This window comes from Cellvibrio mixtus subsp. mixtus J3-8 (genome assembly GCF_000766945.1).
Taxonomy (GTDB): Bacteria; Pseudomonadota; Gammaproteobacteria; order Pseudomonadales; family Cellvibrionaceae; genus Cellvibrio; species Cellvibrio mixtus_A.
This window is the reverse complement of record NZ_KN266214.1, coordinates 29,001-54,572: the sequence shown is the minus strand read 5'-3', so window position 1 is coordinate 54,572 and position 25,572 is coordinate 29,001. Positions and strand designations below refer to the sequence as shown.

The window sequence follows — 25,572 nt, the reverse complement described above, 5'->3', positions numbered from 1 at the left end:
ATGCACAAATGCACAAATGCACAAATGCACAAATGCACAAATGCACAAATGCAAATTTTTTAAAATGGACATTTTTGGATTATCAAGTTGCGAATGATCCATTTATCAATATGTGAGGGTTTTATAAAAATTATTCACACTAAGAAATGTCTCGCTACTTGTCGCATAAAGTTATACCGCTCCCTTATTCTCTTTTATGTAATTCATCCGCTGCTTAAACGCTGGCATTATATTTGCTGAATTCTTTTTCACTATTGCACGTGTCGTTTATTCGTAAGAATTGGGGCGTGTCATCAGGTGGGCATTATCGTATTAACAAAATTTTAGTAAAAGATTCAAACATCGTTTTCTAATTATTTTAAATTCGCCTTTGCAAAGGGATAGTTTTGATGAAAATAAGTATGTACGAAGATGTCCCTAATTTCGGTGACGTTTTGAATAGATACCTCTGGCAGCCTTATTTGGGGGAGTTTATTGGCCGCGATGACAATATCCTGATGATGGGAATTGGCACTTTATTGGGGCACAGCAAAGCCCATGATGGGCAAGTTATTGTTTGTGGTTCTGGCAGCGGATATGGTGGTGATTTCAGTCAACTGAAAAATGAGAACTGGAAAATCTTTTTTGTACGTGGACCATCTACAGCCAAAGCACTTGGCTTGCCCGCTGATTTGGCCATTACCGATCCGGCGATATTGACGCCAGAAATTTTCCCTGCTGGCCCTAAAACAGGAAAAACAATTTTCGTTCCCCATTGGGAGTCATCGTTAAACCCTTTGTGGGAAAGTGCATGCAAGCGTGCCGGGGTAGAATACGTAAATCCGTTGGATGATATCGCAAAAATTATGCAGGCTATTAGTGGCGCCAGTCTGGTGATTGCAGAAGCTATGCACGCAGCAATTATTGCGGATGCTTATCGGGTGCCCTGGGTATCGGTTTCCACTTCCTCAAGGATTAACGGATTCAAATGGCAAGACTGGGCAAGCTCACTGGGTATGCGTCACCATTTCCAGCGCTATGCTGCTCTTGGGTTAACGAATAAGGTGTTTAACCTTACTTCGGGCCGCGCTGATATGTTTGAAACGGCAATGACACCGTCGGCCAATCACAATCACGCTGCACAAGTTATAACGGCGCGGCAATCGCCATCTTTTGCGCAATCCGCCAAAGCAGTTTATAAAAAAGTAATTCCGCAATCCTGGCAGGGTGGAAAGGATCTTGAGGTTATTTCTGCCGCTGCAGTGGTTGCCGACCGGGCACTGAATGGAGTTCTGAAAACAGGAATCTACAATCGTTATTTTGACAAGACACTGGAAGATATTCGCATTTCTGCAGCGCAGCCCGGCATGCTAAGTGATGATAAAATTCATGACGAAAAAAAATCAATTTTGAAAGAAAAGTTGGCAGAAGTTCATAAGTATCTCGCAGATACAATCTGACCTAAATAATCGGTTTGATGTGATTTATAAAAAGCCGCTGTATAAAAACAGCGGCTTTTTATTTGAAGGTGGATATTTACGTTGCCAAGGTATGCCGATGCTAATTTTAAAATTAACTTTTTAATCATATTTTTATTAAATTTTCAAAATAAAATGATTTATATGCAATAAATATTTTCATTTGTAAAAAAATGTTATTCTGGCACCTGATTGCTCGTGTGTTTTTGAGCGTCTGTTATTCTCTTTGAGCTGTTTTGTGCAAGGGATGATTCAGGGTATGAATAAATTAATATTTACGGTATCAATATTTTTATCTGCAATGTTTGGATATTGGTTGGGAGATCATCAGCATATTGATGTAGCACCAGAGTCTAATGTTATTTTCGAAAATGATGATAAAGAAAAACTCCTAGAAAAAATAAAAAACTTAACAACAGAAAATGAAAAACTGATTGCAGATAAATATTCTAGGGCGCAATCTTCACTTCCTTCAAAAGAAAAGCCTCAAAAAATTGCTGTTGAAACAGCAAGCGATTTCAGTTCAGTAAACCCATCTGCGGGCAATATTGCAAAAGAAGAATACGAACTTAAAGAGCGCGCATCCGCTTTTACAAATTGGCTCACCAAAAGCCAGCAGGAAAAACCCTGGTTTGATTTGGGTGTGGAAATGGAAGGTCGTTTTGAGGCTGAAGAAAAAAATTTCACCTGGGCTGATCAGGAAGAAAGTCAAATACAAACATTATTTGGACAGGATAAATCTTTATCTGGCATCGCATTAAAATCAGCCAGCTGCAAATCAACCCAATGTCAGTTGAAAGTTGGTGTCGCTGATCAAGAGCAAGCTAATCAAGTCGCAATGGCAATTAGTAAAACATTTGGTGAAAACAATTTTTCGCAAATAATTATTGATAGTCGTATCACACAAGGCGAAGCCGTATTTTATGTCACTCGTAATGAGAAAGGATTTGAGCTTAATTAAAATTGAATTTTAATTGGCTTAAATAATTCGATAGGACGTCGAATTGCCGGGTTCTGATGTTTTAACACTGAAGAACTTTTGAAGGAAAAATTAATTTAAAAATCAGGAGACGTTATGAGAGTAATAAAAATGTTAGGTGCTGCGCTACTTGGGTTAGCCGTTTTAATTAATGTTGGTGCGAATGCGCAGGGAGTACCGGTATCTTGCACATGGAGTGTTGCCAGTTCAGAAGGCCCTCCAAATGGTACATGGAGAGATGTTGTCCGTGTCTGTAAGGAGGCTAACAACACTTGGGTTGCTTCGCAGAACTTTCGTTCATACAACGGAAGTAACGTTATGGAGAATTGCACGCTAACCCTGGCGGCTAATATTAGCTCTACCGGTGCGTGTTCGTCTCCGAGCTTCTTCAGGACAGCGGTGTCTTCCAGTTCAGCTTCCAGTTCAGCATCTCCAGTCTGCCCGAATGCAGGCAAGTTTCTTGGCCAGGGTTGTGCCAACGGCACTGCTAACATCCCTGTTCCAACACTCTGCGGTAATAACTGTAGTTTACGTTTTGAGACTATCGGATGGACAACTGCTTGCCCATATGCCGGTGAGGGCCGCAGCCCTGAAGTAAAAGTGTTCTGTCAGTAGTAAGAAATCCGTTATTGCAATGCGATAACGGATTTTTCAATAAAAATTTTATTTTGATATTGCGTAATAACGAGAAGGATTGGGTGAATGCAGGGTGCTACTGCAGTAGCCCATTAATCTGAAAAGGATGACAGATTTAATTATCGGCCTATTTTTTTGTTCGACCCCCGGCTGGTGAAGGATGTAAATAATTAATTAAAATCAGGAGACGTTATGAGAGTGTTAAAATTATTTGGTGCTATGGCAATAGTATCTGCAACTTTGTCTGTTACCAATGCAATGGCACAAAGCCAGAATATCCCCGTGTCTTGCAATTGGATTCATACAAGTTCGCAACCGGGAGGAACTTCGGGTGCAATCGTTACTTTTCAATGTAAAGAAGCGAATAATAACGTGGCGGCAACTCAGTCATTAACGTATACCGCACCAACATGGCAAGTGACTTATTGTACGATTTCGCTGGCATCCGGAGTTTATAATTCGGGGACTTGCCAAAATCCGAATTTGTATCGGACTGTGGCGCCATTGTTATCGTCCCAATGTCAAAATGTAGGAAAGTACGTTGGCAGTGGTTGTGCTGTTAGTATTTCGAGCAGCGATGGCTTTGGCCAGTATTTCCAACAACAATGTGGACCCGGCTGTACTCCACGGTACGAAAGTTTGGGGTTTATTAATGGATGCTATTCTGGCCCGCCAAATGGTAGCCCGTATGTAAATGTTTACTGCCAGTAATTAAGTGGTTCCGCTATCACCAATGGTGATAGCGGTCTTATTAAATTTCCTGTAATAAATTTTTATTTGGATAGTAACCAATTCTCCTGTGAGCTTGCATTCACAAACCATTGCAGGGCCCTGCCCGAATTATTTTTTCGCCAGGCAATATAAAGCGGAATATTCGGACGAGGCACCGAGCAATCCAGAACCACCAGTTCCTCGCGTTGAATTTCATCTTGAATTAAATGTTTTGGCAAAAAACCAACACCGATTCCCATTTGCTGCGCCTGAATTTTTGCTATGGCGTTGGGCACACGAATAATTTGCCGGCTTTCCAGCAGACCAGATGTGCGTCCCTGCGAACTGAGCGATGAGTCGGCGATAACGATGGTGGGAAATGCGGAGATAGCTGCTGCATCGACAGGACCTTTATGAAAACGTAGCGGATGTTCCCGCGCTACAGCAAATACGAATTCCACTTCGCCCATTAACCGATATTCAAAAATCCCTTTCGGTAAATCCCCACTTGCGCCCAACGCTAAATCACAACGTTCGGCGATTAATGCATCCCAGGTGCCTCCCAGTACCTCCTCGCTCACCGTAATGGCTACACGTTTATCCAATTGATTAAAGGCATTGATTTGCTGCAGCAATGGTGTGAGTGGCAACACCGTATCCCGGGCAATGCGCAGTTGGGTTTCCCAACCGGACTCCAGTTGTTGTACCGCTTCTTCAATAGCGCTGGCAGCTTGCAGCAACTGCCGTCCCTGTTCTAACAACAACCGCCCGGCTGTGGTGAGTTGGGCTTTCTGTTTACTGCGATCAAATAAACTGATGCCAAGGTCGGATTCAAGCTTCTGGACGGTATAGGAGAGGGCTGATGGCACTTTGAATAAAGCCTCGGCAGCAGCCCCGAAGCTGCCTTTGCGGTCAATAGCATCTAGTACTCTCAGTGCCTCCAGCGTAATGGCGTGGTGCATGATGGGTAATCTTCCCGATGTTCAAAAATTTTGAAGTAATGACTCAAAATCTTCCGCTTTTTTATCTCCGATCACAAGCTTATTCTGGTAACAAGTGAGGCGAACACAGCAACAAGCAAACGCCAAAACGGATCTAAATAGCAACTAAACCCGATTTATGCATTCAAATTTTTTGGAGATTACCATGAGCATTATCCGCAACATTATCGCTACCAATAACAGTTTTTCTGCCCTGGCACTGCGTTTGCCCCTCGGCATCATATTCGCTGCCCACGGTGCGCAGAAATTGTTTGGATGGTTTGGTGGCTACGGCCTGCAAGGCACCGGGCAATGGATGGATTCAATTGGCCTTGGTCCCGGTGTCGTGATGGCAGCGTTAGCTGGTTCCGCAGAGTTCTTCGGTGGATTGTTCCTGATTCTCGGTTTGTTAACTCGCCCGACAGCATTAGTGCTTGCAGTAACCATGGTAGTGGCGATTTTCTCGGTACATATCAACAACGGCCTGTTTATGAGTAATAACGGTTATGAGTTTGGTTTGGCGTTGTTGGCGGGTGCGGTATCCCTGTTGATCTCCGGCGGCGGTCGCGTCAGTGCAGACAGCGTGATTGCCAATAAGCTGTAATTGTTAATGAAAAGTGTGGCCATTAATAAGCAGTAACAAACAGAAATTCATTGTGTCGCGACCGGCCATAGCCGGTCGCACAAAACGGGAGGTGTAAGATGATCAGTATCAGACGTAACCATGAACGTGGCGGTGCCGATTTTGGTTGGCTCAACAGTAAACATACGTTTTCATTTGGCAGTTATTACGATGAGCGCCACATGGGATTTTCCGCGCTGCGTGTTATTAATGATGATCGTGTGACTCCCGGGGCAGGTTTTGATACGCATGGCCATCGCGATATGGAAATCCTTAGTTACGTACTTGAGGGCGAGATCGCTCATAAAGATAGCGAAGGTAATGTCGCCACCCTGCCGCCAGGCGAATTTCAATTGATGTCAGCCGGCAGTGGTATTCGCCATAGCGAATTTAATCCATCGCGCACAAAAGGCTTACACTTTCTACAAATCTGGATTCAGCCTAATGTGTATGGCGAAGCACCGGGTTACCAGCAAAAAGATTTTGGCAGTAATCCGGGGTTAACCCTGGCGGTGAGCCCTGATGGTGAAGCGGGTAGCCTGGTAATCAAACAGGATGCACGTATTTATCAGCTGTTGTTGGCGCCAGGTGAAACTGCGCAATTGAATACCAAAACCAACCGCCATTATTATGTGCATGTGATTGATGGTGAATTGAAAATTGCGGGTGAAACCGTAAGGCCCGGTGATGGTGCGAAATTGGCAGATATTGATTCGCTGCAATTAAATGCCATGGCACAAGCAGTAAAAGCGTTGGTTTTTGATTTGCCATAACGCGGTAATAAAAATTCAGGTGAATAGTTTTCACCTGAATTTTTATTTTGCTATTCAGTTATGCGCAATTTCAATGTTTGCGAAAAACCTTCCAAACGTGCAATTAATTCATCGCCGATCTGCACCGGCCCCACACCGGCAGGTGTTCCGGTAAAAATCAAATCGCCTGCCTCCAATTTTATATAACGTGATACTTCAGCAATTAATTCTGGAATTGGCCACACCATATCGCGCCAGTTGCCGCGTTGCACTTCGTCGCCATTGCGCGTTAATACCAGTGCATTACATTGCTCCAGATCACGCATTGTTCCGCGTTGGATTGCGGTGCAAGGTGCTGAGCCATCAAAACCCTTTGCGAGCTCCCAGGGGCGCCCTAGTTTTTTAGCTTCTTTCTGGATATCGCGGCAGGTCATATCCAGGCCGACAGCAAAACCGAATACAACATTACCTGCATCTGCTGCGGAAATTTTTGTTGCAGATTTGCCTATCGCTACGACCAGCTCCACTTCATGCTCAACGTGCCTGGAAAAATGCGGGTAGTGAAAAACGTCGCCATTTTGCGCCAATGCACTTTGTGGTTTGAAAAAGAAAAAGGGTGGTTCGCGATCAGGGTCATGCCCCATTTCACGAGCGTGCTCGGCATAATTGCGGCCAATGCAAATTATTTTATTCACGGAAAATACATCCGGGCTATCAACAATTGGCAACGAGTATTTCAACATGGTAATCCCTGAAAATAATGGTGAACGATTAGTCGAGGCTTGAGTTGTCTTGTGAAGATTTACATTCCTCAAGATAAGCATTTTTCAACTTCACATAATTATTTGCAGAATAAGAAAAAAAGCTGCGCTCCGAATCTTTTAGCGGGCGAGCTTGCTTAACCGGGGAGCCAATATACAAAAAACCGGATTCGAGGCGTTTTCCCGGTGGGACCAATGAGCCTGCCCCGATCACAACTTCATCTTCAATAATTGCCCCATCAAGAATCGTTGAACCGATTCCGATCAAAACGCGGTTGCCAATTGTGCAGCCATGCAAACACACTGAATGACCGACTGTCACATCATCGCCAATGGTGAGCGGGTGGCCATCCGGGTTGTAATCACTGGCGTGGGTAATGTGCAGCACTGAACCATCCTGTACACTGGTGCGTGCACCTACACGAATACGATGCATATCGCCGCGAATTACCACGCAGGGCCATATTGAGGCATCATCCCCCAATTCCACATCGCCAATAACAACCGCAGATTCATCCACAAAAACCCGTTCACCCAAGTGCGGGGTATGGCCTTGGAAACTTCTTATTGCGCCCATAAATAATTCCTCGAAAACCAACACAATCTTGGGTGTATGATACGCGAAACTGCGTTTGATTTTCGCCCGATGGAGTTATTGCATGACCAATCCCCTGCTTGAAACCCACACACTGCCGCCTTTTTCTGCTATTCGCGCTGAACATGTTGAACCGGCGATTCGCAAATTGGTTGATGATGGCCGCGCCCAATTAAAATCCTTATTGGGTGGGCTGCCTACTGTAACCTGGGATAATCTGGTCGCACCCATTGAAGAACAAGGCGATAAGCTCGATCAAGCCTGGGCACCGGTAAGCCATTTGAATTCGGTTGCCAACAGTGATGAATTGCGCAAAGCCTACACGGAAAGCATCGCACTGTTGACTGATTATTCTACTGAGTTCAGCCAAAACGAAGATCTATATAAGGCTTATCAGCAACTGGTAGAGAGCAGTGAGTTTGCGCACTTAACCCAGGCCCAACAACAAACACTGAATAATGCATTGCGCGATTTTCGATTGGGAGGTGTTGCATTAAATGAAGTGGATAAAAAACGTTTTGGTGAAATCCAAAAACGTTTGTCCGAACTTTCTACACAATTTTCCAACAATGTGCTGGACGCAACCCAGGCATGGTATAAACATTTCGATAATGCCGATGACCTCGCCGGGCTACCGGAATCAGCGCTTGCGCAAGCGACACAAACAGCGGCACAAAAAAATCTGCAAGGTTATGTAATTACCTTGGACTTTCCCTCGTACTACGCGGTGATGACATATGCTGATAATCGCGTGTTGCGCGAAGAAATTTATACTGCTTATGTAACCCGTGCATCTGCAGCAGGAAAAAAAGCGGATGGTTCTTCTGCTGCAGAATGGGATAACAGCGCGCTTATTACCGAGACGCTTGCATTGCGGCACGAATTGGCCCGATTGCTGGGATTTAATAATTACGCCGAGCGTTCGCTCGCCAGCAAGATGGCTGAATCGCCGGCACAGGTGCTGCAATTTTTAAATGAGCTTGCGCAAAAAACCAAACCCTATGCAGAGCAAGACTATGCTGAATTATGTGCATTTGCCGCTGCAAATGGGTGTTCTGATTTACAAGCTTGGGATACCACGTATTACAGTGAAAAATTGCGTGTAGAAAAATATTCGGTATCGCAAGAAGAATTGCGCCCGTATTTTCCCGCAGAAAAAGTTATTGCGGGTATGTTTGATGTAGTGCAGCGGTTGTTTGGAATCCAGGTGCAATCCATTGCGAATTTCGATACATATCATCCGGATGTACGCTTCTACCATATCGAAAAAAATGGCAAGCATATCGCCAGCTTTTATCTGGATTTATTTGCGCGCGACAAGAAAAAAGGCGGCGCCTGGATGGCCGATTGCCGTGTGCGCCGTAAAACACCCAATGGTGTGCAATTGCCGGTCGCTTTTTTAACCTGCAATTTTACGCCGCCAGTAGGCGATACCCCGTCATTGTTAACCCACAATGAAGTAACCACTTTATTCCATGAATTTGGCCACGGTTTACACCATATGCTCACGCAAATTGATGTCGCTGCGGTGAGTGGAATTAACGGTGTTGCGTGGGATGCAGTGGAGTTGCCGAGCCAATTTCTGGAGAACTGGTGCTGGGAGCCGGAAGCGATTCCATTAATTTCCGGGCACTATCAAACGGGCGAACCTTTACCGCAATCCTTGCTGGATAAAATGCTTGCAGCGAAAAATTTCCAATCGGGTTTGCAAATGATCCGCCAGTTGGAATTTTCTTTATTCGATTTCCGCCTGCATGCTGAATACGATTCTGCTGCGCCAAAATCTGCGCAGGACGTATTAAATGAAGTGCGCGACCTGGTTGCGGTTATCAAGCCGCCCGCATTTAATCGATTCGAAAACAGCTTTAGCCATATTTTCGCTGGCGGTTATGCGGCGGGTTATTACAGCTATAAATGGGCGGAGGTTTTATCGGCCGATGCCTATTCGCGTTTTGAGGAGGAAGGTATTTTTAACGCGCAGACGGGCGAGAGTTTCCTGCAAGAAATTCTGCAACAAGGCGGCAGTCGTGCGCCGATGGAATTATTTAAAAATTTCCGTGGCCGTGAACCGCACATTGATGCGTTGCTGCGACACTCAGGAATCACGGTGGGCGATGCCTCCGGGGAGGTAGCCTGATGGTTTACAGCAGCAAGCGTCGTTTTGTCGCGGGCGCGGTTTGCCCGCGCTGTTCAGAGATGGATAAGCTGGTGGTATACAGCGAGGACGGCAAAGATTTTCGCGAATGTGTGGCGTGTGGCTATAAGGATGAGATGCATTTCAAACCGATTGCACGTGAACTGGATACCCGCGTTAATTTGACTGAAAAGGACAAACAGGATGTTCAAGTCATCAATATTTTGCCTTTTGAAAAGCCCGATCACTAGATCGGCTTTTTAGTTTTATGCTTGTATTTTCACCAACAATAAAAACAATTTCATTGATAAATTTATAATATAAATATGAATGGTTGATTTCCTATATTGTTGTTGCAACAGCAATTTTTCCTCCCACCTAAATTTCACTAATCAAAAAACTGCTACCGCTGATTGATTTTTACGCCAATGTGTAGCGTTGCGTAACAGATCAGTGATTTTTACAAATTGGTGCGTCTCAATTTCTTGTAGTCAAACTGAACATATGATACTTGTATTCAACGGTGCCAGTTGCGAGCTATGTCTCATTCAAAAACACAATAAGTGCAGTTGGCAGGTGGAGACAGGCGACAGCCTGGTGCGATCCAAATCATCTTGCTAATAAGGTGAATTCGGGTCTATTACTCCTGCTCTAGGGGGTAATGGATTTGTATAAGCGGTACGATAAAAAAATCCTGAGCATAATTAATCCAATTAAGGAGAGCTCCATGAGTAGAAAAGTCAGTTTTAATAAAAAAATCCTGGCAACGGTCATTGCCTCATCAGCCCTTAGTGGTCTGAGCAGCTTTGCCATTGCACAAGATGATTCAGTTGAAGAAGTCACAGTAACCGGTATTCGCGCCTCTATGGAGCGTGCGATGGACATCAAACGTGATGCAGCGGGTGTGGTCGATGCGATCAGCGCCGAAGATATGGGTAAATTCCCGGATACCAACCTGGCGGAATCGCTGCAACGTATTACCGGTGTTTCTATTGACCGTTCCAATGGTGAAGGTTCGCGTATTACCGTTCGGGGTTTTGGCCCTGACTACAATATGGTGACCTTGAACGGAAGAACACTTCCAACGGGTAGCGCATACGGTGGTAGTTCAGGTGCTGACGCATCCACTCGTGGCGGTAACTCGCGTGCATTTGATTTCGCGAACCTCGCTTCTGAAGCCGTTTCCGGCGTAGAAGTTTATAAAACCGGTAAGGCCAACATCGCTGCGGGTGGTATTGGTGCATCGGTAAACATCAAAACCTCTCGTCCATTGGACGGTGATGGATTCAAAGCAACTATTGGCGCTAAAGCGGTAGCGGATACGACCAATCGTACTGGTGACGACGTAACTCCGGAAGTTTCCGGCCTGGTGAGCTGGGCAGATGACTCTGATGTATTTGGTGTGTCATTGAGCGCTAGCTATCAAGAGCGTGACTCAGGTTTTACCGGGGCTACCGTTAACAACTGGACAGTTGCAGAATGGGGCGGCGGTGACAGCCAAACTATTTATAACACCCCTGCTAACAGTGCGAAATTCAAGAATGCCCCAGCGGTTGGACAACTTTATTCTCGTCCTAACGATGTCCGTTATACCTTCTCCGATCGTGAGCGTGATCGCACCAACGCACAGTTGACCTTCCAATATCGTCCTATTGAAGACCTGACCGCTACCCTGGACTATACCTTTGCTCAGAACAACCAATCTGAACATCGCGGTGAAGTGACAACCTGGGTGCAAAATGGTAATTACCTCCAATCCGTTGAGTTTGATAATTCTGCCATTAAGACGCCTAAATTCATTGTCGAAAACTACGGTATAGATAGAAAAGATATCGGTTTCTCCCAGCAATATCGTTCGCAGGAAGATACCCTGGAGTCAACTGGTTTAAATCTTAACTGGGCAGTGAATGACCAATTGACATTGAATGTCGATGTCCATGACTCAACCCTGGAAAGTCTGCCAACTGGCCCAGGTCATTCCGGTGAATTGGATGTCGGTATTGGCGCGACCATTAAGTCCGGTGCAAGCTGGCAGTTTAGTGGTGCCACTATTCCTAACTGGACTCACACAATAGATGGAACTCTGGGCACAGAGGATCTTAGTTCTTCCGTTATGCGTGTATGGTCAGCTGAGCAAGTGTCTGATGTAACCCAAGCTAAAGTGGATGCGCAATGGCAGTTTGATGATGGCCGTTTTGACTTTGGTATTGAGCGCCGTGAAATGGGTTCAAATACCATTGATTACAACACCAACAATGCTCAGATATTGGGTGGTTGGGGTGCATCTGCGCCGGGCGAATTCCCTGCCGGATTGTTTGAAAACTTCGATGTTGCGGGTGAATTTGAGGATGTAAGCACGGGTAAGTCACCCCATATCGGTTATCGTGCTGACGCACGTGCATTGGCAAAACACCTGGTGAGTATATACCCCACCACTGAGGTTTCTCCTGACTCTCCCCTCGGATCTGGACCAGCTTATATTGGTGTAGAAAACAAACAGAGTCCTAAAGGTATTGTTCGCAATAGCAAAAGCAACAATGACATTCAGGAAGATACCGATGCAGTCTACTTCCAGTTAAGCACGGCGGGTACATTAGCCGGGCTTGAGGTTGATGTATTGACCGGTTTGCGCTATGAAACAACCGATCAAGTCTCATCTTCTGATACTCCACCGCTGGCTTATTACGTATGGCAGTCAGATAACGATTTCAGTACTGTTAGCCAGGCAGCAGGCGCCCAAACTGTAGCCAGGAACAGCTATGACGCATTGCTCCCCAACCTGGATTTGTCAGCCAAACTGAGGGACGACCTGGTAGCCAGATTCTCTTACAGCAAAACCATCGCTCGTCCTGGTTTGGGTCAATTGGGCGCAGCAACTTCATTTGGCAATCCGGACGGTTCTACGCTGAATGAAGGTACTAACGTTCAGGCAACCGGTAACAACCCTTATCTGAAGCCATTAGAGTCAAATAACGTTGACGTGTCCGTAGAATGGTATTTTGATGATGCCAGCTATGTGTCTGCCGGTGTGTTTGAAAAACGCGTTATTAACTTTATCGGAACAGAGCAAGTAACGCGCACCTTCCCAGGTATTCAAGACCAAACCTCAGGCCCAAGAGCAAAAGCAGCACAAGCGGCGTTGCAAAGCAGAGGTATCAATGTTGATGACGCCAGCATTTATGCAATGATGCAAATTTTGGCCAACCCAACTGCATATCCTACCGGCGCTGCGGCATACACCGACTCATTGAAGAACTTCTTCAATGAGCAGAAAGGTTACCCATTCATCACTCCGAATGCAGATGATCCGTTGATGGTATACACCATGAGCAGCCCGGTTAACAGCCGCCAGGCGAAAATTTATGGTGCTGAGTTTGCGGGGCAACACTTCTTTGGTGAGACCGGCTTTGGTATCCAGGCTAACTACACCATCGTAAGAGGCGATGTGAAGTTTGATGACATGGATATTACAGAAAACCAATTTGCATTGTTGGGTCTGAGCGATACTGCAAACCTGGTATTGATGTATGAAAAGTATGGTATTGAAGCGCGTCTCGCTTACAACTGGCGTGATGAGTTCCTCAATAGAACCGGTGCTGGTGCTAACAACCCGGGCTACATCGAAGCATACTCGCAAATTGACGCTAACGTGACTTATCATGTGACCGACAATTTGTCGCTCTCGTTTGAAGGTATTAACCTGACTGGTGAAGATCGTCGTGAGCATGCCCGTAACAAAAACATGTTGTGGGGTTACGATGATTTGGGTGCTCGTTACCAATTGGGTGCTCGATACAGCTTCTAAGTATCACTTAAAGGTTGTTTAATAAAAAAGAGTCGCCCAGGCGGCTCTTTTTTATATGTAGATCAAAATAAATTGTGCAAATTGCCGGTAGTATTTATATGCAAAAGACAGAAGTATTAAACAATATTGCTCACGAACATTTGCGGGTGAATTCAACATTTTCAGCAGCGCTGGGGGATAATGTTGTCAGTACAGTTACATTTATAACTGAATTCGCTGAGGTTCAAAAAGAATACCCGATATTGTGCCGTAAGAATCCGGAGACGAATGAATATCAGGCGATTGTATTTTTTGGCCTGGAAAAAGATGAAAACCTGTTTTTGACGGATGCAAATCCATTAAAACAAAAATATTCCGGATGGGACGCCTATTATGTTCCGGCGGCGCTCGCTAGAGGACCATTTTCTATCGGTATGCATCGCGACGTTGTGGATGGGGCAGAGATTCAAAGGCCGATGGTGCATATTGATATGAACCATCCTAAAGCAAACAGTAATGAAGGCCATTCACTGTTTTTGGAAAATGGCGGGCATAGCCCATACCTGAACCATATCTCCAAGGCGTTGGAAATTATCAATGATGGAATACCGCAGACAAAATTGATGTTTGATGCATTCGCCAAATATCAATTATTGGATGCTGTTGTTTTGGATATCGAATTTCAAAACCAGGAAAAATTAAAAATTAATGGATTTGAGACAATTAATGTTGAAAAATTATCGCAGCTGGAAGGTGTTGCACTGGAAGAGCTGAACAAGGCTGGCTTTCTTCAGGCGGCTTATTTAATCGCGGCATCAATGTCTAATATTCGAAAATTAATTGATCGAAAAAATCGCAAACTGTTGACGGGGAATAACTGACTTTGAAAGAAACAACGATTTTGCATGGAATTAATTCGCACACTATTCCAAAAAATGTAATTAATTCTGCAGAGCCTGTTGTTTTTAAGCAGTTGGTTGGCGATTGGCCTATGGTGCAAGCCGGGCGAGAGTCAGATCGTGCATCAGTCGATTACCTGAAATCGTTTTATAATGGCAGCCCTACGATCGTATGCAAAATCCCTGCAGAAAATAACGGCAGGATGTTTTACAACGATGATTGCACCAGGCTCGATTATGAAAGTTTTAAAGGTCGCATTGATGAAACCCTGGAAGCGATTCTGGATGGGGTGAATCAAATAAATGCTCCAGCGTATTATATTGCATCCAATATTATTGATACGCATTTGCCCGGGTTTAACGATAACAACAACATTGTAATTCCTCGCGATAAACATCCCGATGCAATGGCAGAGCGAGTGAGTATCTGGATTGGCGGTGCAACAACCGCGACCTGTCATTTTGATGCGCTGGATAACATCGCCTGCTGTGTTGCCGGCAAGCGCAGGTTTACACTTTTCCCGCCGGATCAAATCAGCAATCTTTATCCCGGTCCGCTGGAGCCCACACCCGGTGGACAGGTTATTAGCCTTGTTGATTTTAAAAATCCTGACTTTCAAAAATTCCCACGCTTTAGCGATGCACTGTTGACTGCCCGGGTTGTAGAGCTGGAGCCAGGGGACGCGCTATATATACCAAGCATGTGGTGGCATCATGTAGAAAGCCTGGCACCGTACAATATTCTTGTGAATTACTGGTGGGAAGATGCCCCGGCGTTTTTAACATCAGGTATGAACGCTTTGTACATGGCGATGCTTGGTATCAGGGATAAATCCCCCCATGAGCGCGAAGCCTGGAAACATATTTTTAATCATTATATTTTTGACGGAGCAGAAAAATCCAACGCCTTTATTCCGCCAGAGGCGAGAGGGTTTTTACAAGTCCTGGATAGATTGGGTGTCAGGAAATTAAGAGCCCTGCTTATTAATAAACTGAATCGTTGATGCGGATAAGTGAAGAATAATGAAATGCTAAATAAAAAAATGAAGATAGTTATTGCCGGTGGTGGTACAGCAGGCTGGATTGCCGCCGCTGCGTTATCGAATCAAATGGGTGAGCTCCTCGATATCACGTTGGTTGAATCACAGGAAATAGGGACTATCGGTGTTGGCGAAGCGACCATCCCGCCCATGCGGACATTTCACCGCTTGTTGGGAATAAACGAGCAAGAGTTTATGCGCGCAACCAATGCTACGTTTAAGCTCGGCATCCAATTTGAAAACTGGAAGCAAGTTGGTGAAAAATATTTCCATTCATTTGGAATCACCGGCAAGCAAACATTAATTACTGACTTTATTCATTTTTGGCTCAGGGGACGAAAGTTGGGAATCGCCCGGGAGTTTGGTGATTACTGCCTCGAATACAAAGCAGCATTAAAGGATCTCTTCTCTGTCAATGACCAGGCAAAACTAAATTACGCATTTCACCTTGATGCCGGACGCTATGCCAGTTTTCTCAGGGTACGTTCGGAAGCGCGTGGTGTAAAACGCGTTGAAGGAAAAATAGCAGAGGTGCGACAACATCCGGACTCCGGGGATATCGCTGCACTTAAAATGGAATCCGGCCAGGAGATTCCGGGAGATTTATTTTTGGATTGTACGGGGATGAGGGGTTTGTTGATTGAACAAACGCTGCAGACCGGATTTGAGGGATGGGAGCAATGGTTGCCTTGTGACAGTGCTATTGCAATCCAGACAGAAAGCACGGCCCCCGCTGTACCCTATACTCGATCAATTGCACACCATGCCGGTTGGCGCTGGAAAATTCCATTGCAACACAGGGTCGGCAATGGATTGGTGTTTAGCAGTCGTTATATGTCGGATGATGAAGCAATCAATATGTTGCTGACGAGCGTAGAGGGAAAAGTACTTATTGATCCCAGGGTAATAAAATTTAAAACCGGAAAACGCAAAAAAACCTGGAATAAAAACTGTATTGCTGTGGGCTTGTCTTCCGGCTTTTTAGAGCCGCTCGAGTCAACCAGTATCCATATGATTATGACGGCAATAACCCGCCTGCTCCAACTATTCCCCCATGGAGAAATCCGGCAACCGATTGTGGATGAATTTAATATCCAGGCGGAAAGTGAAATCACAAGAATCAGGGATTTTATTATCCTGCATTACAAGGCGACTGAGCGCGATGATAGTCCTTTTTGGCGTTATTGTAAGGATATGGATGTGCCGGAAAACCTTATGCACCGCATAAATTTATTTAAAGATTATGGGAGAGCCTATCAGGTTGAAGGCGAATTATTTCGCCTGGATTCATGGACCCAGGTTATGCTCGGGCAAGGTGTCATCCCCACATCATATCACCCCATTGTCGATTTAATGTCAGAGCATGAATTGCAAAATTTTTTGAATGGCGTTGCTGCCGGTGTTGATAGAAATATGGCAACACTTTTAACGCATCATGAATTTATTAATAAATATTGTAGTAGCACGCTGAATAGCTAAAAGTAAAAACCTATGACGATATTAGGCTTTTAGCCGTTGCTCGATAATAGCTCTTACGAGGAATTGCTTGTTACCATTTTGTTGGATGGGCGCAAGCAGCAAGAGCTGGTAAGCCCGATTTTTTGTGGGGTTTATTGATCTACAATTTTGCATGTATTTCACTTGTGTAGTGACTTAATTCCTTGATGGCTCAGGTAATTACCTGACTAAACTCACCTACGACAGCTTCGGTATTCCAGGTGCATCCAACACCGGCCGCTTTGGTTATACAGGGCAAATTTGGTTGGGTGAGTTAGCTTTATTTCATTACAAAGCGAGATTGTATTCACCGAAACTTGGTCGCTTTTTGCAAACGGATCCAATTTTTTACGCAGATCAAATGAATATGTATGCGTATGTGGGAAATGATCCGGTTAATAAGCGAGACCCAACAGGGATGTATACATGCGGTGGAACAACTGAACAATGTGGTCAACTTAAAAATGATCTTAAGGTGGTCAATGAAGCGTTGAAATCAGGAAAGCTAGATAAAGCGCAAACTGCACAAGTAACTGCAATAAATAAAACTCTTGGTAAAGAGGGTGAGCGGAATGGAGTTACTATTTCCTTTGGTGGTCTTAAATCAGGAGGTAGAGCTGAGTTTGGAGGGCCAGGGAACACCGCAGAAAGCTCCAGAGGAATTATTCGGGTTGATCGATCAAAGATGAAAAGTGAACTTGAAGCTGGTTCTGCTGTTGCTCATGAAGTAGATCATATACATACTTTTGAAAAAAGAGGCAAAAGAGCCTCCGCATCACGTGATGAAGCTTTGGAAGATGAAAAAAGTGCTTATGGGGTAAATGCTGCTATCTACCAAGGTCATGGATATACAACATCAGATGAAAGTATTGAAAAATTTGCTAATCAATCTGTGGACAATTGGTGTAAAAGATCGCCAGGTACACCAGGCTGCTAATGTTTACCATCTATTAATGAGGGTATGGTAATTGAGAAATTACTTTTTTATTTTGATTTTTATGTCTCTTCATGGTTGCTCACATGCAGAAGATTTTGACGTAATGAAAACTGCGCTTGGCGGTTATTGTAAAGGCAATGATGTATATATCTTGCAATCTGAAACCATTAAGCCGCCATCAAGGGATCAGTTAAGCGAATCGTTAATAAAAGATGTTGGGGAAGATTTGATAAATGCCTTATATGCTTCAAAAAATTCTCCATTAATATCTGAGAAAATTTGTTCGCAGATCAATATTGAAAAATCTTTAACAATAGAGAAGGCTCTAGAAGGTAAAAAGGAAGTGAAAGATATAGTGTTCGAGGATGAACATTGGGAGCACTTTTATCATGTGTTCCCTGGTGTGAAAGGAGTAATTTATATATCCAGTGTTGCGTATTCTAGTAACCGTAAATCCGCTATAGTTTTTTTGGCCTCTGCCTGCGGGCCTTTATGTGGCGGTTCGACTTTTATTGTAATGTCATACAAAGAGAAAAAGTGGCGTCACGTAAAATCCGTTCAATTTTCTCAAAGTTAATAAACGTTCACCCCGGCCAGTCCTCTGACCGGGGTTTTGTTTTTATGAGCGCGTGAGTTTGTTCCTCACTCCGTCGTCAACACCAAACACCCTTGCATAACCCGAATCGTCACCGGTGTGTTAATGGTGAATCCCGCCTGTTCCAACCAATGCCCCTTAAGTTGCAACCAGGGCACGGTTGCCTGTGGCGGGTACTGTGTCTTGCGCCGGTAGTCGTAGACCATACTCCCGGTCTTGATTCGGCGAATGTGACAGGGTGGTATTCCCAGGGGATGAAGAATAACGAAGGTTGAAAATAAAAAATCCCCGCCAGCTTTCACTGGCGGGGATTTTATTTTCTAACAGCGAATGTTAATTAAGGGCAAGCAACATCTTTACCTGCACCCTTCACTACGCTCACATTGGCGAAGGTAATATCCAATGTGCCTTTGGTAATGAGTGAGAAAGGTTGCAGAACCTGGGTCCAGAATTCTTCCGGTGGTTGTTGTACACCGAAATTCGCGCCTGAGTTTGGATAACAACTCAGCGGGACAGTAACGGTTTGCCACTCTTTTCCTGCAAAACCTTTCAGCTTTTCAGTGAGGTTGATATCGGATGCGCAATAAGAGCCGCAACCTAAACGCAACCAGGTTGCATCACTGGGCGCTGCGTTTACTTTAATATCAAACACCAATGCTGAATTTTCTTTCACATAATTAATAAAATCCTGGCGATCATTAATTGAGAATGCCACCTGGCCGTTGCCGTTGCCTTGCCATTGCACGCGACGGGCATCTTCCTGTACATCGCGATCGACCGATTGCAGTGTGAGCGACGAGGCTTTTACGGTATTACTGGTCGCTGCCACAACATCATTCTGGAAACCGATAATTTCCAAACGCCATGGGTCAATTGCGCGCTGTTTGAAAATGTCCAGTTTATCGAGCGCTTGTGCAGCTTGTGGGCCTTCTTCGGAGAGGTTATCACCGATGGTATTTTTATCGGCGTAACTCAAACCATAACCGTAAGCGAACAATGGATCATAATTCGCATCGCCCACGTTGAGTGGAGATTGGTTTGGTAATTTCGGCCAGGAGAAACTCAAACGGCCGGTAACATCGTAATTGATCGCGCCAGCCGCATTTTTGAAAATAACATCGGCGACACCATTACCTTCAGTACCGGGCAACCAGATTGCTGCAAATGCGTCAGACGCATTAATTTCACGGTTAACCCACAATGGGCGACCGGAAATAAACAGTGATACGACCGGAATGCCTTGTGCGCGTAATTTTTTCAGCAGTTCCCAATCGCGTGGGTCGCGCACTTTATACGCGAGTGAGCCGGCATCACCTTGCATTTCTGCGTAAGGATCTTCACCAAATACCACGATAGCAACATCCGGTTTTTCTTTGAATGAGCCATCGACACTCAGCGTGGCTTTGCCACCTGCAGCATCAACAACTTCTTTAATACCAGCATAAATAGAGGTGCCGCCCGGGAAGTCTGCGTTGGTATTACCCGTGCCCTGCCAGGACACAGACCAGCCACCGGATTGTTTACCAATATTGTCGGCACCATCACCGGCAACCAATACTTTTTGTTTGCGATCCAGTGGTAATAAATTGCCTTTGTTTTTCAATAATACGATGGACTCGCGCACTGCCTGGCGGGCAACTTCGCGATGTGCTTGTGCGCCGAGCACTTCTTTTTTACCGGCAAGGGGACGAGTAGATGGCGCGCCTTTTTCAAATAATCCTGCGCGAATTTTCACGCGCAAGATTCTGCGCACTGCATCATCCAGACGTTCAGCAGTCACTTCGCCGGATTTGGCTTGCGCCAGCAAATTGTTGTAAAGGTCTTTCCAGTTTTCTTCCGGCACCATGTAAATATCCAGGCCTGCCATCAACGATTCCGGGCAATCCACTGCGGTACAGCCGGGAATAAAACTGTGGCCACTCCAATCGCCTACAACGAGCCCGTCAAAACCCATGCGATTTTTTAATACATCGGTGAGTAAATATTTGTGGCCGTGCATGCGCGTACCATCCCAACTGGTGAATGATGCCATCACCACTTGCACGCCGGATTCAATCGCACTGAAATAACCGGTGCCGTGAATATCGCGCACAAATTTTTCATCGCCCTGGGTTTCACCGCGGTCAACACCATTCAGGGTGCCGCCATCGCCAATAAAATGTTTTGAGGTGGCGATAACGTGTTCGTTGGTAAAGGGTTTATCGGTGCCGCCAGTGCCTTGCAGGCCTTCAACCATTTCGCCGGCAAAGGCGCCGACGATACGTGGGTCTTCCGACCAGGATTCATAGGTGCGGCCCCAGTGGTCATCCCGTGCGACTGCAACGGTGGGCGAGAAATCCCAATCCAGTCCTGTTGCCGCAATTTCGCGTGCGGTGGCCCAGCCGATTTTTTTCAGCAATTCGGGATTATGGGTTGCGCCCAAACCAATGTTATGCGGGAATAATGTTGCGCCGACCACATTGCCCAAACCGTGCACAGCATCGGTTCCCCACATAATGGGAATACCAATGCGTCCATTGGATTTATCAACGGAGGCGTTGTAGTAACTGTCAGCGAGTTTTACCCAATCTTCCAGGGTTGCGTACTTGTTTCCACCCGGCGTGCTGCCGCCGCCGTTAAGCACGGAACCAACGTGATATTTGGTTACGTCTTCCGGTGTGAGATAGCGAATTTCCGGTTGGATTAACTGGCCAATTTTTTCTTCCAGCGTCATTTTTGCCAATAGTTCATCGATGCGTTTTTCAACCGCCGGATCTTTGGCAACAACACTTTTAATAGCGGGCCATTCGACGGCAGCCGTTTCAGCGATGGGCGCAGGTGCGGGTGCTTCCGCTTTTTTGGAGTCGCAGCCTGCAAGTAGTGACAGCAGCACCGCGCCCGAAAGTAGCGAGCGTAGTGGAAATGTAGGGTTCATAGCCGATGACCTTATCAGAAGTAGTAAGCCGGGTTTAACCGAGTGGAATCGAATAATAAGTATTGTTTATCTGTGACAACATAATTCCTTAACTGTAAAGGAATGCTTATAAAAATAGCATTTTGCGCGAAATTCGCGAATAAAATTTACTATTTATGACAGTGCTTGATAACGCACAGGAGTGGATAACGTAGCGTGGATGAAGCAGGAATTGCTGTAATAAGGCTAGTTTTTATACATAAAAGAATATGCCGGGCAACTATTTTATTGGGGATAAACTGTTAATCCGGACAAAATAAAGCTTCGGGCCACGCGTAATGCGCAGCACCGAATTTTCATCTTCCATAAGGAAGAATTAATGAAGCGAGTCCAGATAGGTATCAATATCTTTCTCAGCTTCTTCTTTACGTTTACCGTATTTCTCTTGCAAAACGCCTACGAAGCGCTCGCGGTTACCAGCGATGCGATCAAAATCGTCATCGGTGATATCACCCCATTTTTTTTGCACAGAGCCTTTCAATTGTTTCCATTTACCTTCAACGATATCTTTGTTCATGATATTCACCTCGATATGGTTTAGTAAAAAGTTCCGTTTATTTTTTTGCTTTTCTTCATACTTTTGCGACTGCTTTTTACCTGTCGCGGGATAAAGAAAATTTCCGTAGCGATTTAACTTTTGCAAGGTAAATGCCAATTATTTTTTGCAGATTTTAGCGGGATTTTAGATGAATTAAGCGAATATTTTGCAAAGCCTACAAATACCGGGCGTAGGAGTTTCAAATTAATGTGAGGGTTTTTATTTTTTTAACGTTGATAAATGCGAGCCAAGTAAAATTTTTAAATACTTTAATGGATATTAAAAGCCACATTAATTTCCTTCGAGCTTTTAATTTGACGCAGCTAATTCCATGGATATTAAAAAAAGAAATATCGCGCAGGTTTTACCGTCCACCTGACACATCCAGGATTGTGCCGGTAACGAATGAGGCTTCTGCGGATGCAAGCCACAAAATCGCGTTGGCGATTTCTTCCGGTTCGCCCGCGCGTTGCATGGGCACGGATGGCGCAACACGTTGGATGCGTCCGGGTTCCCCTCCTTTTGCATGCATACCAGTGTTAATTATTCCCGGGCGCACGGCATTAACACGAATACCTTCGCTGACCACTTCTTTAGCAAGCCCCAGTGTAAAAGTGTCGATAGCACCTTTAGTTGCCGCGTAATCAATATATTCAAACGGCGAGCCCACACGCGCTGCAACGGAAGATACATTCACAATTGATCCACCCTTGCCGCCGCTTGTTGTGCCCATACGTTTTATAGCTTCGCGCGCGCATAAAAAACTGCCGATAACATTGACTGCAAATAAATGTTGTAGCGCTTCAGTTTCAATATCGCGAAATAATTTTTGGCGCAAAATCGCCGCGTTATTTACTAATAAATCCATGCGGCCAAAATGCGCATCGACCTGTGCAAACCACGCGAGAATATCGACTTCTTTACTGAGATCAACCGGTGTAAAAATAACCTTGCGGCCTAATGCAGTAATTTTTTCAGCGATGGTTTCTGCGTGTTGTTGTTGGTTGAGATAAGTAAATGCTACATCGTATCCGCGCTGTGCTGCGAGCAATGCAGTGGCGGCGCCTATGCCGCTACTGGCACCGGTAATTAATGCAACAGGATTTAGCGTCATTGCGATTTTTCCCGTCTGAATTTTTCGCGTTTGAGCCCATCATCCATTTCGCGCACTAAGGCCATGTACAGTGCATCGGCACTGGCGGTATAACCTTCGGGGCTCATATGGACAAGGTCCGGGCGCATCAATGGCACCGCTTGTTTGAACCAGGCTTGCGCGCCGCAATTACCGCCCATCATCGCGCCCCAATCCCAGTAAAGGGTTTTTTCCTGACGGGCGATGCGGCGCTGGCTGTTTTGTACTTTGATCAGCGAGGGTGGCAACGGCAGCTTGCAACCGCCATTGATATTGGGCGCTTTGGTTTTGGCTGAACTGGGAGCGCCTATCAGGAGGATGGCCGCGTTGGGGGCAGCGGCGCGCACTTTGCGAATGACATTGCGCAATTCGGTTTCGTAGGTATCGGGAATCAGGTCTTTGCCGAAGGCTTCGTTGGTGCCGTAGGCGAGGATGACCAATTGCGGATCGCGCCACTGTAATTGGGCGCGCAAGCTGGCTTCATCCCAGCGGCTGATCACATTGGCGACGGAACCGTTAATGCCCAACGCATCCAGCGTAATGCCGGGTGCCTGGCGATCAATAATGACCCCGCCCAATTTGCCACCGCTCGGTGCCAGTAAGCGCAAACCATTCACTTTGCTGGCATCGATCAATTGACTGCTCAGGCGCCAGCTCGCCTTGGGGTCACCCTGGCCGGGCAATTTGGATAATTTGCCGCCGACCAGGGCGAGGCTCCAGGGCGTTTGTTTTGATTGCTGCCAGATGCTCACTTGCCACTGACCGCTAGCGAGCTCTTCTTTGGCTTTGATTTCCAAAATCGAATTGCCAGCCGAGGTGTTAATCAAGCCACCCAATGGAAAAGTGCCGGTATGTTTGGCGATTTTGCTATCGCTGAGCGTCCACTTGCCCAAACTGCGTAACAGTACTTGATGGGAGCGTTGGTTAGTGATGTATCCGGGCGTTAACCAGCCAATTCCGGCATTGCCAAATTGGCGCTGCAAGCGCAGGCGCAGTTGGCCGGTAAAATAATCGCCAGCGGTGTGGGAGTCGCCCAACTGGATAATCCGCAAGGGTTGTGTGCGCTGGCCCTGTTCGAGTTGCTGCAAGGCTTCCCATAGTGCTGGCGCTTTGCGATCGCCGTAATCATGGACAGGGGTGGATTGATCGGCGACCGTGTAAGTTGCCAGCAAAAAAAACACGCAAAAACAAAAATATCTCATCGTTGACTAATAGCCGGGTTGGGCTGCTGCGCCGGTGGCGTCGGTTCCACGGGTGCAGGTGACGCAGTAGGTTTCGGTTCGGCAGGTATCACTCCCGGTTCTGCCATGGGTGGTACAGGTGGTTGCTCTGTTGATGGCGCAGCATGGGTAAATTGCGCCAGTGTTAGTTTGGCCAGTAGTTTTTGGCCCTGGGTGGTGAAATGTACGCCGTCATCAGTGCGCACCATCACACTGCCGCGCTCTGGCAACTCCAGGAATTTGGTAAAGGTGCTGCCGTCAGTGCTCAAACTGGGCGCGGTGGCGACAAAGCGGGCGAACAGGGGATACCTGGCTGATTCAGTGGCATAGATTTCATTAAGCAACGGCTCTTTACCGAGCAAATCCTCACGCCCCATGGGTGGTGCGCCCAACCAAATCAAGCGCGCATTATGCTCTGCCGTGGTCTGGATAATTTGCTTCACCCGCGCGCTGTACACTTCCCTCCAGCGCTCGGAACCGTAGCGCACATATTTGCCCTGGAGGGTCATATCCCAGGGGTCGTTAGCGCCCAGAAACACAATGACCACCTGGTAATTTTCCAGCTCAAATGCGGCCTTGACGGTAGCTGGCCAATCAAAAAATGCCGGATAGGTCAGGCCGGTGCTGTGTCGGCTGATATCCATGGATTCCACGTTGTAATTGCGCTTAAGCGCCGTAATCAAATGCGGTGCAACACCCTGCATCAGTGAATCACCCACAAGCAAAATACGGTCGCCGGTTTGCAAGGCGATAGGCGCATTGGCCGCGGCCAGCGCTTCAGGTGTTGCTTCCGGCATCACAAAAGCCGGGTCATCGGTAGTGGACGGGCTCTCCGTTGTATCCACTGTTTTTGCTTCTTTCTTTTCGCTAGGGGCGATATTGATATTCGCTACCACTGGCACAGATGTCTTTGATGGCTCGGCCGTTGGTTTTTCGTTAGTTGCAGGCGCGGGACAAGTAGGAGCAGTTGCTTTGGGCGTTGCAACCTCCGGGCATTTAGTGGGGGCCATTACTACCTGCGGTTTTGGCAGGGCTTTATCACCGGCAAGCAACAATTGTCCTGCAACCAGCATTCGCTCCGCGCGCTCATCGCCCCAACGGTTAAAATCCTGTTGCCAGTGTGCGAAGGTCTGGCTGCCAGGGATCAACTGGCTAGCCGTGGGTAAATTGCCCAACTCCAGAAAAATATGGTGCGTCTGTTGCCAGTATTGCAACAGGGCATTGCCTTTAATGGCCACCAGCAACACACAGGCAAGGCTGATGGCTGCCAGCGCGCTCGGGTGTTGCGATTCCGGCTCAATCGCCAGGAATGGTTTTTCATCTAACTGCATAGCGTTGTGAATCCGTTAA

22 protein-coding genes are annotated in these 25,572 nt (G+C 46.1%); 13 read left to right on the top strand and 9 right to left on the bottom strand.

Going from position 1 to position 25,572, the window contains the following annotated elements; genetic code table 11:
• Positions 1-389: 389 nt before the first annotated feature.
• The 3 genes from A596_RS22365 (at position 390) to A596_RS22980 (ending at position 3,051) form a co-directional block, all read left to right on the top strand.
• The gene (locus tag A596_RS22365; protein WP_084128682.1) at positions 390-1,439 is read left to right on the top strand and encodes a polysaccharide pyruvyl transferase family protein; all 1,050 of its coding nucleotides are present in this window, start codon (positions 390-392) and stop codon (positions 1,437-1,439) included.
• A 277-nt stretch (positions 1,440-1,716) separates the two neighbouring features.
• On the top strand, positions 1,717-2,418 hold the full coding sequence (locus tag A596_RS19515; RefSeq protein ID WP_039918004.1) for a hypothetical protein: 702 nt from the start codon (positions 1,717-1,719) through the stop codon (positions 2,416-2,418).
• A 114-nt stretch (positions 2,419-2,532) separates the two neighbouring features.
• The gene (locus tag A596_RS22980; protein WP_152600242.1) at positions 2,533-3,051 is read left to right on the top strand and encodes a hypothetical protein; all 519 of its coding nucleotides are present in this window, start codon (positions 2,533-2,535) and stop codon (positions 3,049-3,051) included.
• Between the two features lie 794 nt (positions 3,052-3,845).
• Here the strand turns inward: A596_RS22980 and A596_RS19505 are convergent.
• Positions 3,846-4,745 carry a LysR family transcriptional regulator gene (locus A596_RS19505; RefSeq protein WP_039918001.1) on the bottom strand — a complete coding sequence of 300 codons (900 nt, stop codon included), beginning with the start codon at positions 4,743-4,745 and terminating at the stop codon, positions 3,846-3,848.
• 184 nt (positions 4,746-4,929) lie between these two features.
• Here A596_RS19505 and A596_RS19500 point away from each other — a divergent pair, with 184 nt between their 5' ends.
• Positions 4,930-5,367 carry a DoxX family protein gene (locus tag A596_RS19500; RefSeq protein ID WP_039918183.1) on the top strand — a complete coding sequence of 146 codons (438 nt, stop codon included), beginning with the start codon at positions 4,930-4,932 and terminating at the stop codon, positions 5,365-5,367.
• Positions 5,368-5,465: 98 nt separating this feature from the next.
• Positions 5,466-6,158: a pirin family protein gene (locus tag A596_RS19495; RefSeq protein ID WP_039917999.1), complete on the top strand. Its 693-nt coding sequence runs from the start codon at positions 5,466-5,468 to the stop codon at positions 6,156-6,158.
• A 50-nt stretch (positions 6,159-6,208) separates the two neighbouring features.
• Here the strand turns inward: A596_RS19495 and A596_RS19490 are convergent, their stop codons facing one another.
• Together A596_RS19490 and A596_RS19485 are read right to left on the bottom strand one after the other, a co-directional pair.
• Entirely contained in the window at positions 6,209-6,880 is a 672-nt protein-coding gene (locus A596_RS19490; RefSeq protein WP_052417716.1) for a fumarylacetoacetate hydrolase family protein, read from the bottom strand.
• Between the two features lie 28 nt (positions 6,881-6,908).
• A complete protein-coding gene (locus A596_RS19485; RefSeq protein WP_039917997.1) occupies positions 6,909-7,475 on the bottom strand; it encodes a gamma carbonic anhydrase family protein in 567 nt (188 codons plus the stop codon).
• Positions 7,476-7,557: 82 nt separating this feature from the next.
• Between A596_RS19485 and prlC the strand changes: the two genes are divergently transcribed.
• From prlC to A596_RS19445, 8 genes are all read left to right on the top strand, one after another.
• Positions 7,558-9,630: an oligopeptidase A gene (gene prlC / locus A596_RS19480; RefSeq protein WP_039917995.1), complete on the top strand. Its 2,073-nt coding sequence runs from the start codon at positions 7,558-7,560 to the stop codon at positions 9,628-9,630.
• A complete protein-coding gene (locus tag A596_RS19475; RefSeq protein WP_039917994.1) occupies positions 9,630-9,878 on the top strand; it encodes a YheV family putative zinc ribbon protein in 249 nt (82 codons plus the stop codon). The genes prlC and A596_RS19475 overlap by 1 nt, the downstream gene beginning before the upstream one ends.
• 476 nt (positions 9,879-10,354) lie before the next feature.
• Positions 10,355-13,432, top strand: a complete 3,078-nt coding sequence (locus tag A596_RS19470; protein ID WP_039917991.1) for a TonB-dependent receptor — start codon at positions 10,355-10,357, stop codon at positions 13,430-13,432.
• A 98-nt stretch (positions 13,433-13,530) separates the two neighbouring features.
• On the top strand, positions 13,531-14,292 hold the full coding sequence (locus A596_RS19465) for a SapC family protein (RefSeq protein WP_039918179.1): 762 nt from the start codon (positions 13,531-13,533) through the stop codon (positions 14,290-14,292).
• Between the two features lie 2 nt (positions 14,293-14,294).
• Positions 14,295-15,314 carry a cupin-like domain-containing protein gene (locus A596_RS19460; RefSeq protein WP_235425788.1) on the top strand — a complete coding sequence of 340 codons (1,020 nt, stop codon included), beginning with the start codon at positions 14,295-14,297 and terminating at the stop codon, positions 15,312-15,314.
• Between the two features lie 24 nt (positions 15,315-15,338).
• Positions 15,339-16,829 (top strand): tryptophan halogenase family protein, encoded by a 1,491-nt coding sequence (locus A596_RS19455; protein WP_039917990.1) that lies wholly within the window; start codon positions 15,339-15,341, stop codon positions 16,827-16,829.
• Positions 16,830-17,031: 202 nt separating this feature from the next.
• Positions 17,032-17,784 carry an RHS repeat-associated core domain-containing protein gene (locus A596_RS19450; protein ID WP_084128679.1) on the top strand — a complete coding sequence of 251 codons (753 nt, stop codon included), beginning with the start codon at positions 17,032-17,034 and terminating at the stop codon, positions 17,782-17,784.
• Positions 17,785-17,815: 31 nt separating this feature from the next.
• A complete protein-coding gene (locus A596_RS19445) occupies positions 17,816-18,361 on the top strand; it encodes a hypothetical protein (protein ID WP_152600241.1) in 546 nt (181 codons plus the stop codon).
• Between the two features lie 65 nt (positions 18,362-18,426).
• Here A596_RS19445 and A596_RS23905 read toward each other — a convergent pair whose 3' ends face one another.
• The 6 genes from A596_RS23905 to A596_RS19420 all read right to left on the bottom strand — a co-directional run bounded on the left by A596_RS23905 (position 18,427) and on the right by A596_RS19420 (position 25,553).
• Positions 18,427-18,585, bottom strand: coding sequence for a SymE family type I addiction module toxin (locus tag A596_RS23905; RefSeq protein ID WP_084128676.1), 159 nt, complete (start codon positions 18,583-18,585; stop codon positions 18,427-18,429).
• Between the two features lie 131 nt (positions 18,586-18,716).
• Positions 18,717-21,293: a glycoside hydrolase family 3 protein gene (locus tag A596_RS19440; RefSeq protein WP_039917985.1), complete on the bottom strand. Its 2,577-nt coding sequence runs from the start codon at positions 21,291-21,293 to the stop codon at positions 18,717-18,719.
• Positions 21,294-21,648: 355 nt separating this feature from the next.
• Positions 21,649-21,849 carry a CsbD family protein gene (locus A596_RS19435; RefSeq protein ID WP_039918175.1) on the bottom strand — a complete coding sequence of 67 codons (201 nt, stop codon included), beginning with the start codon at positions 21,847-21,849 and terminating at the stop codon, positions 21,649-21,651.
• A 385-nt stretch (positions 21,850-22,234) separates the two neighbouring features.
• A complete protein-coding gene (locus tag A596_RS19430; RefSeq protein WP_039917984.1) occupies positions 22,235-22,984 on the bottom strand; it encodes an SDR family oxidoreductase in 750 nt (249 codons plus the stop codon).
• Positions 22,981-24,204 carry an SGNH/GDSL hydrolase family protein gene (locus A596_RS19425; RefSeq protein WP_039917983.1) on the bottom strand — a complete coding sequence of 408 codons (1,224 nt, stop codon included), beginning with the start codon at positions 24,202-24,204 and terminating at the stop codon, positions 22,981-22,983. Before A596_RS19425 ends, A596_RS19430 begins: the two co-directional genes overlap by 4 nt.
• Positions 24,201-25,553, bottom strand: coding sequence for an SGNH/GDSL hydrolase family protein (locus A596_RS19420; protein ID WP_039917981.1), 1,353 nt, complete (start codon positions 25,551-25,553; stop codon positions 24,201-24,203). Before A596_RS19420 ends, A596_RS19425 begins: the two co-directional genes overlap by 4 nt.
• Positions 25,554-25,572: the final 19 nt, after the last annotated feature.

What these genes read in the sequence shown, in the direction of transcription:
- A596_RS22365 (WP_084128682.1), top strand. Translation starts at nt 390, where the DNA reads ATGAAAATAAGTATGTACGAAGATGTCCCTAATTTCGGTGACGTTTTG.
- A596_RS19515 (WP_039918004.1), top strand. Translation starts at nt 1,717, where the DNA reads ATGAATAAATTAATATTTACGGTATCAATATTTTTATCTGCAATGTTT.
- A596_RS22980 (WP_152600242.1), top strand. Translation starts at nt 2,533, where the DNA reads ATGAGAGTAATAAAAATGTTAGGTGCTGCGCTACTTGGGTTAGCCGTT.
- A596_RS19505 (WP_039918001.1), bottom strand. Translation starts at nt 4,745, where the DNA reads ATGCACCACGCCATTACGCTGGAGGCACTGAGAGTACTAGATGCTATT.
- A596_RS19500 (WP_039918183.1), top strand. Translation starts at nt 4,930, where the DNA reads ATGAGCATTATCCGCAACATTATCGCTACCAATAACAGTTTTTCTGCC.
- A596_RS19495 (WP_039917999.1), top strand. Translation starts at nt 5,466, where the DNA reads ATGATCAGTATCAGACGTAACCATGAACGTGGCGGTGCCGATTTTGGT.
- A596_RS19490 (WP_052417716.1), bottom strand. Translation starts at nt 6,880, where the DNA reads ATGTTGAAATACTCGTTGCCAATTGTTGATAGCCCGGATGTATTTTCC.
- A596_RS19485 (WP_039917997.1), bottom strand. Translation starts at nt 7,475, where the DNA reads ATGGGCGCAATAAGAAGTTTCCAAGGCCATACCCCGCACTTGGGTGAA.
- prlC (WP_039917995.1), top strand. Translation starts at nt 7,558, where the DNA reads ATGACCAATCCCCTGCTTGAAACCCACACACTGCCGCCTTTTTCTGCT.
- A596_RS19475 (WP_039917994.1), top strand. Translation starts at nt 9,630, where the DNA reads ATGGTTTACAGCAGCAAGCGTCGTTTTGTCGCGGGCGCGGTTTGCCCG.
- A596_RS19470 (WP_039917991.1), top strand. Translation starts at nt 10,355, where the DNA reads ATGAGTAGAAAAGTCAGTTTTAATAAAAAAATCCTGGCAACGGTCATT.
- A596_RS19465 (WP_039918179.1), top strand. Translation starts at nt 13,531, where the DNA reads ATGCAAAAGACAGAAGTATTAAACAATATTGCTCACGAACATTTGCGG.
- A596_RS19455 (WP_039917990.1), top strand. Translation starts at nt 15,339, where the DNA reads ATGCTAAATAAAAAAATGAAGATAGTTATTGCCGGTGGTGGTACAGCA.
- A596_RS23905 (WP_084128676.1), bottom strand. Translation starts at nt 18,585, where the DNA reads ATGGTCTACGACTACCGGCGCAAGACACAGTACCCGCCACAGGCAACC.
- A596_RS19440 (WP_039917985.1), bottom strand. Translation starts at nt 21,293, where the DNA reads ATGAACCCTACATTTCCACTACGCTCGCTACTTTCGGGCGCGGTGCTG.
- A596_RS19435 (WP_039918175.1), bottom strand. Translation starts at nt 21,849, where the DNA reads ATGAACAAAGATATCGTTGAAGGTAAATGGAAACAATTGAAAGGCTCT.
- A596_RS19430 (WP_039917984.1), bottom strand. Translation starts at nt 22,984, where the DNA reads ATGACGCTAAATCCTGTTGCATTAATTACCGGTGCCAGTAGCGGCATA.
- A596_RS19425 (WP_039917983.1), bottom strand. Translation starts at nt 24,204, where the DNA reads ATGAGATATTTTTGTTTTTGCGTGTTTTTTTTGCTGGCAACTTACACG.
- A596_RS19420 (WP_039917981.1), bottom strand. Translation starts at nt 25,553, where the DNA reads ATGCAGTTAGATGAAAAACCATTCCTGGCGATTGAGCCGGAATCGCAA.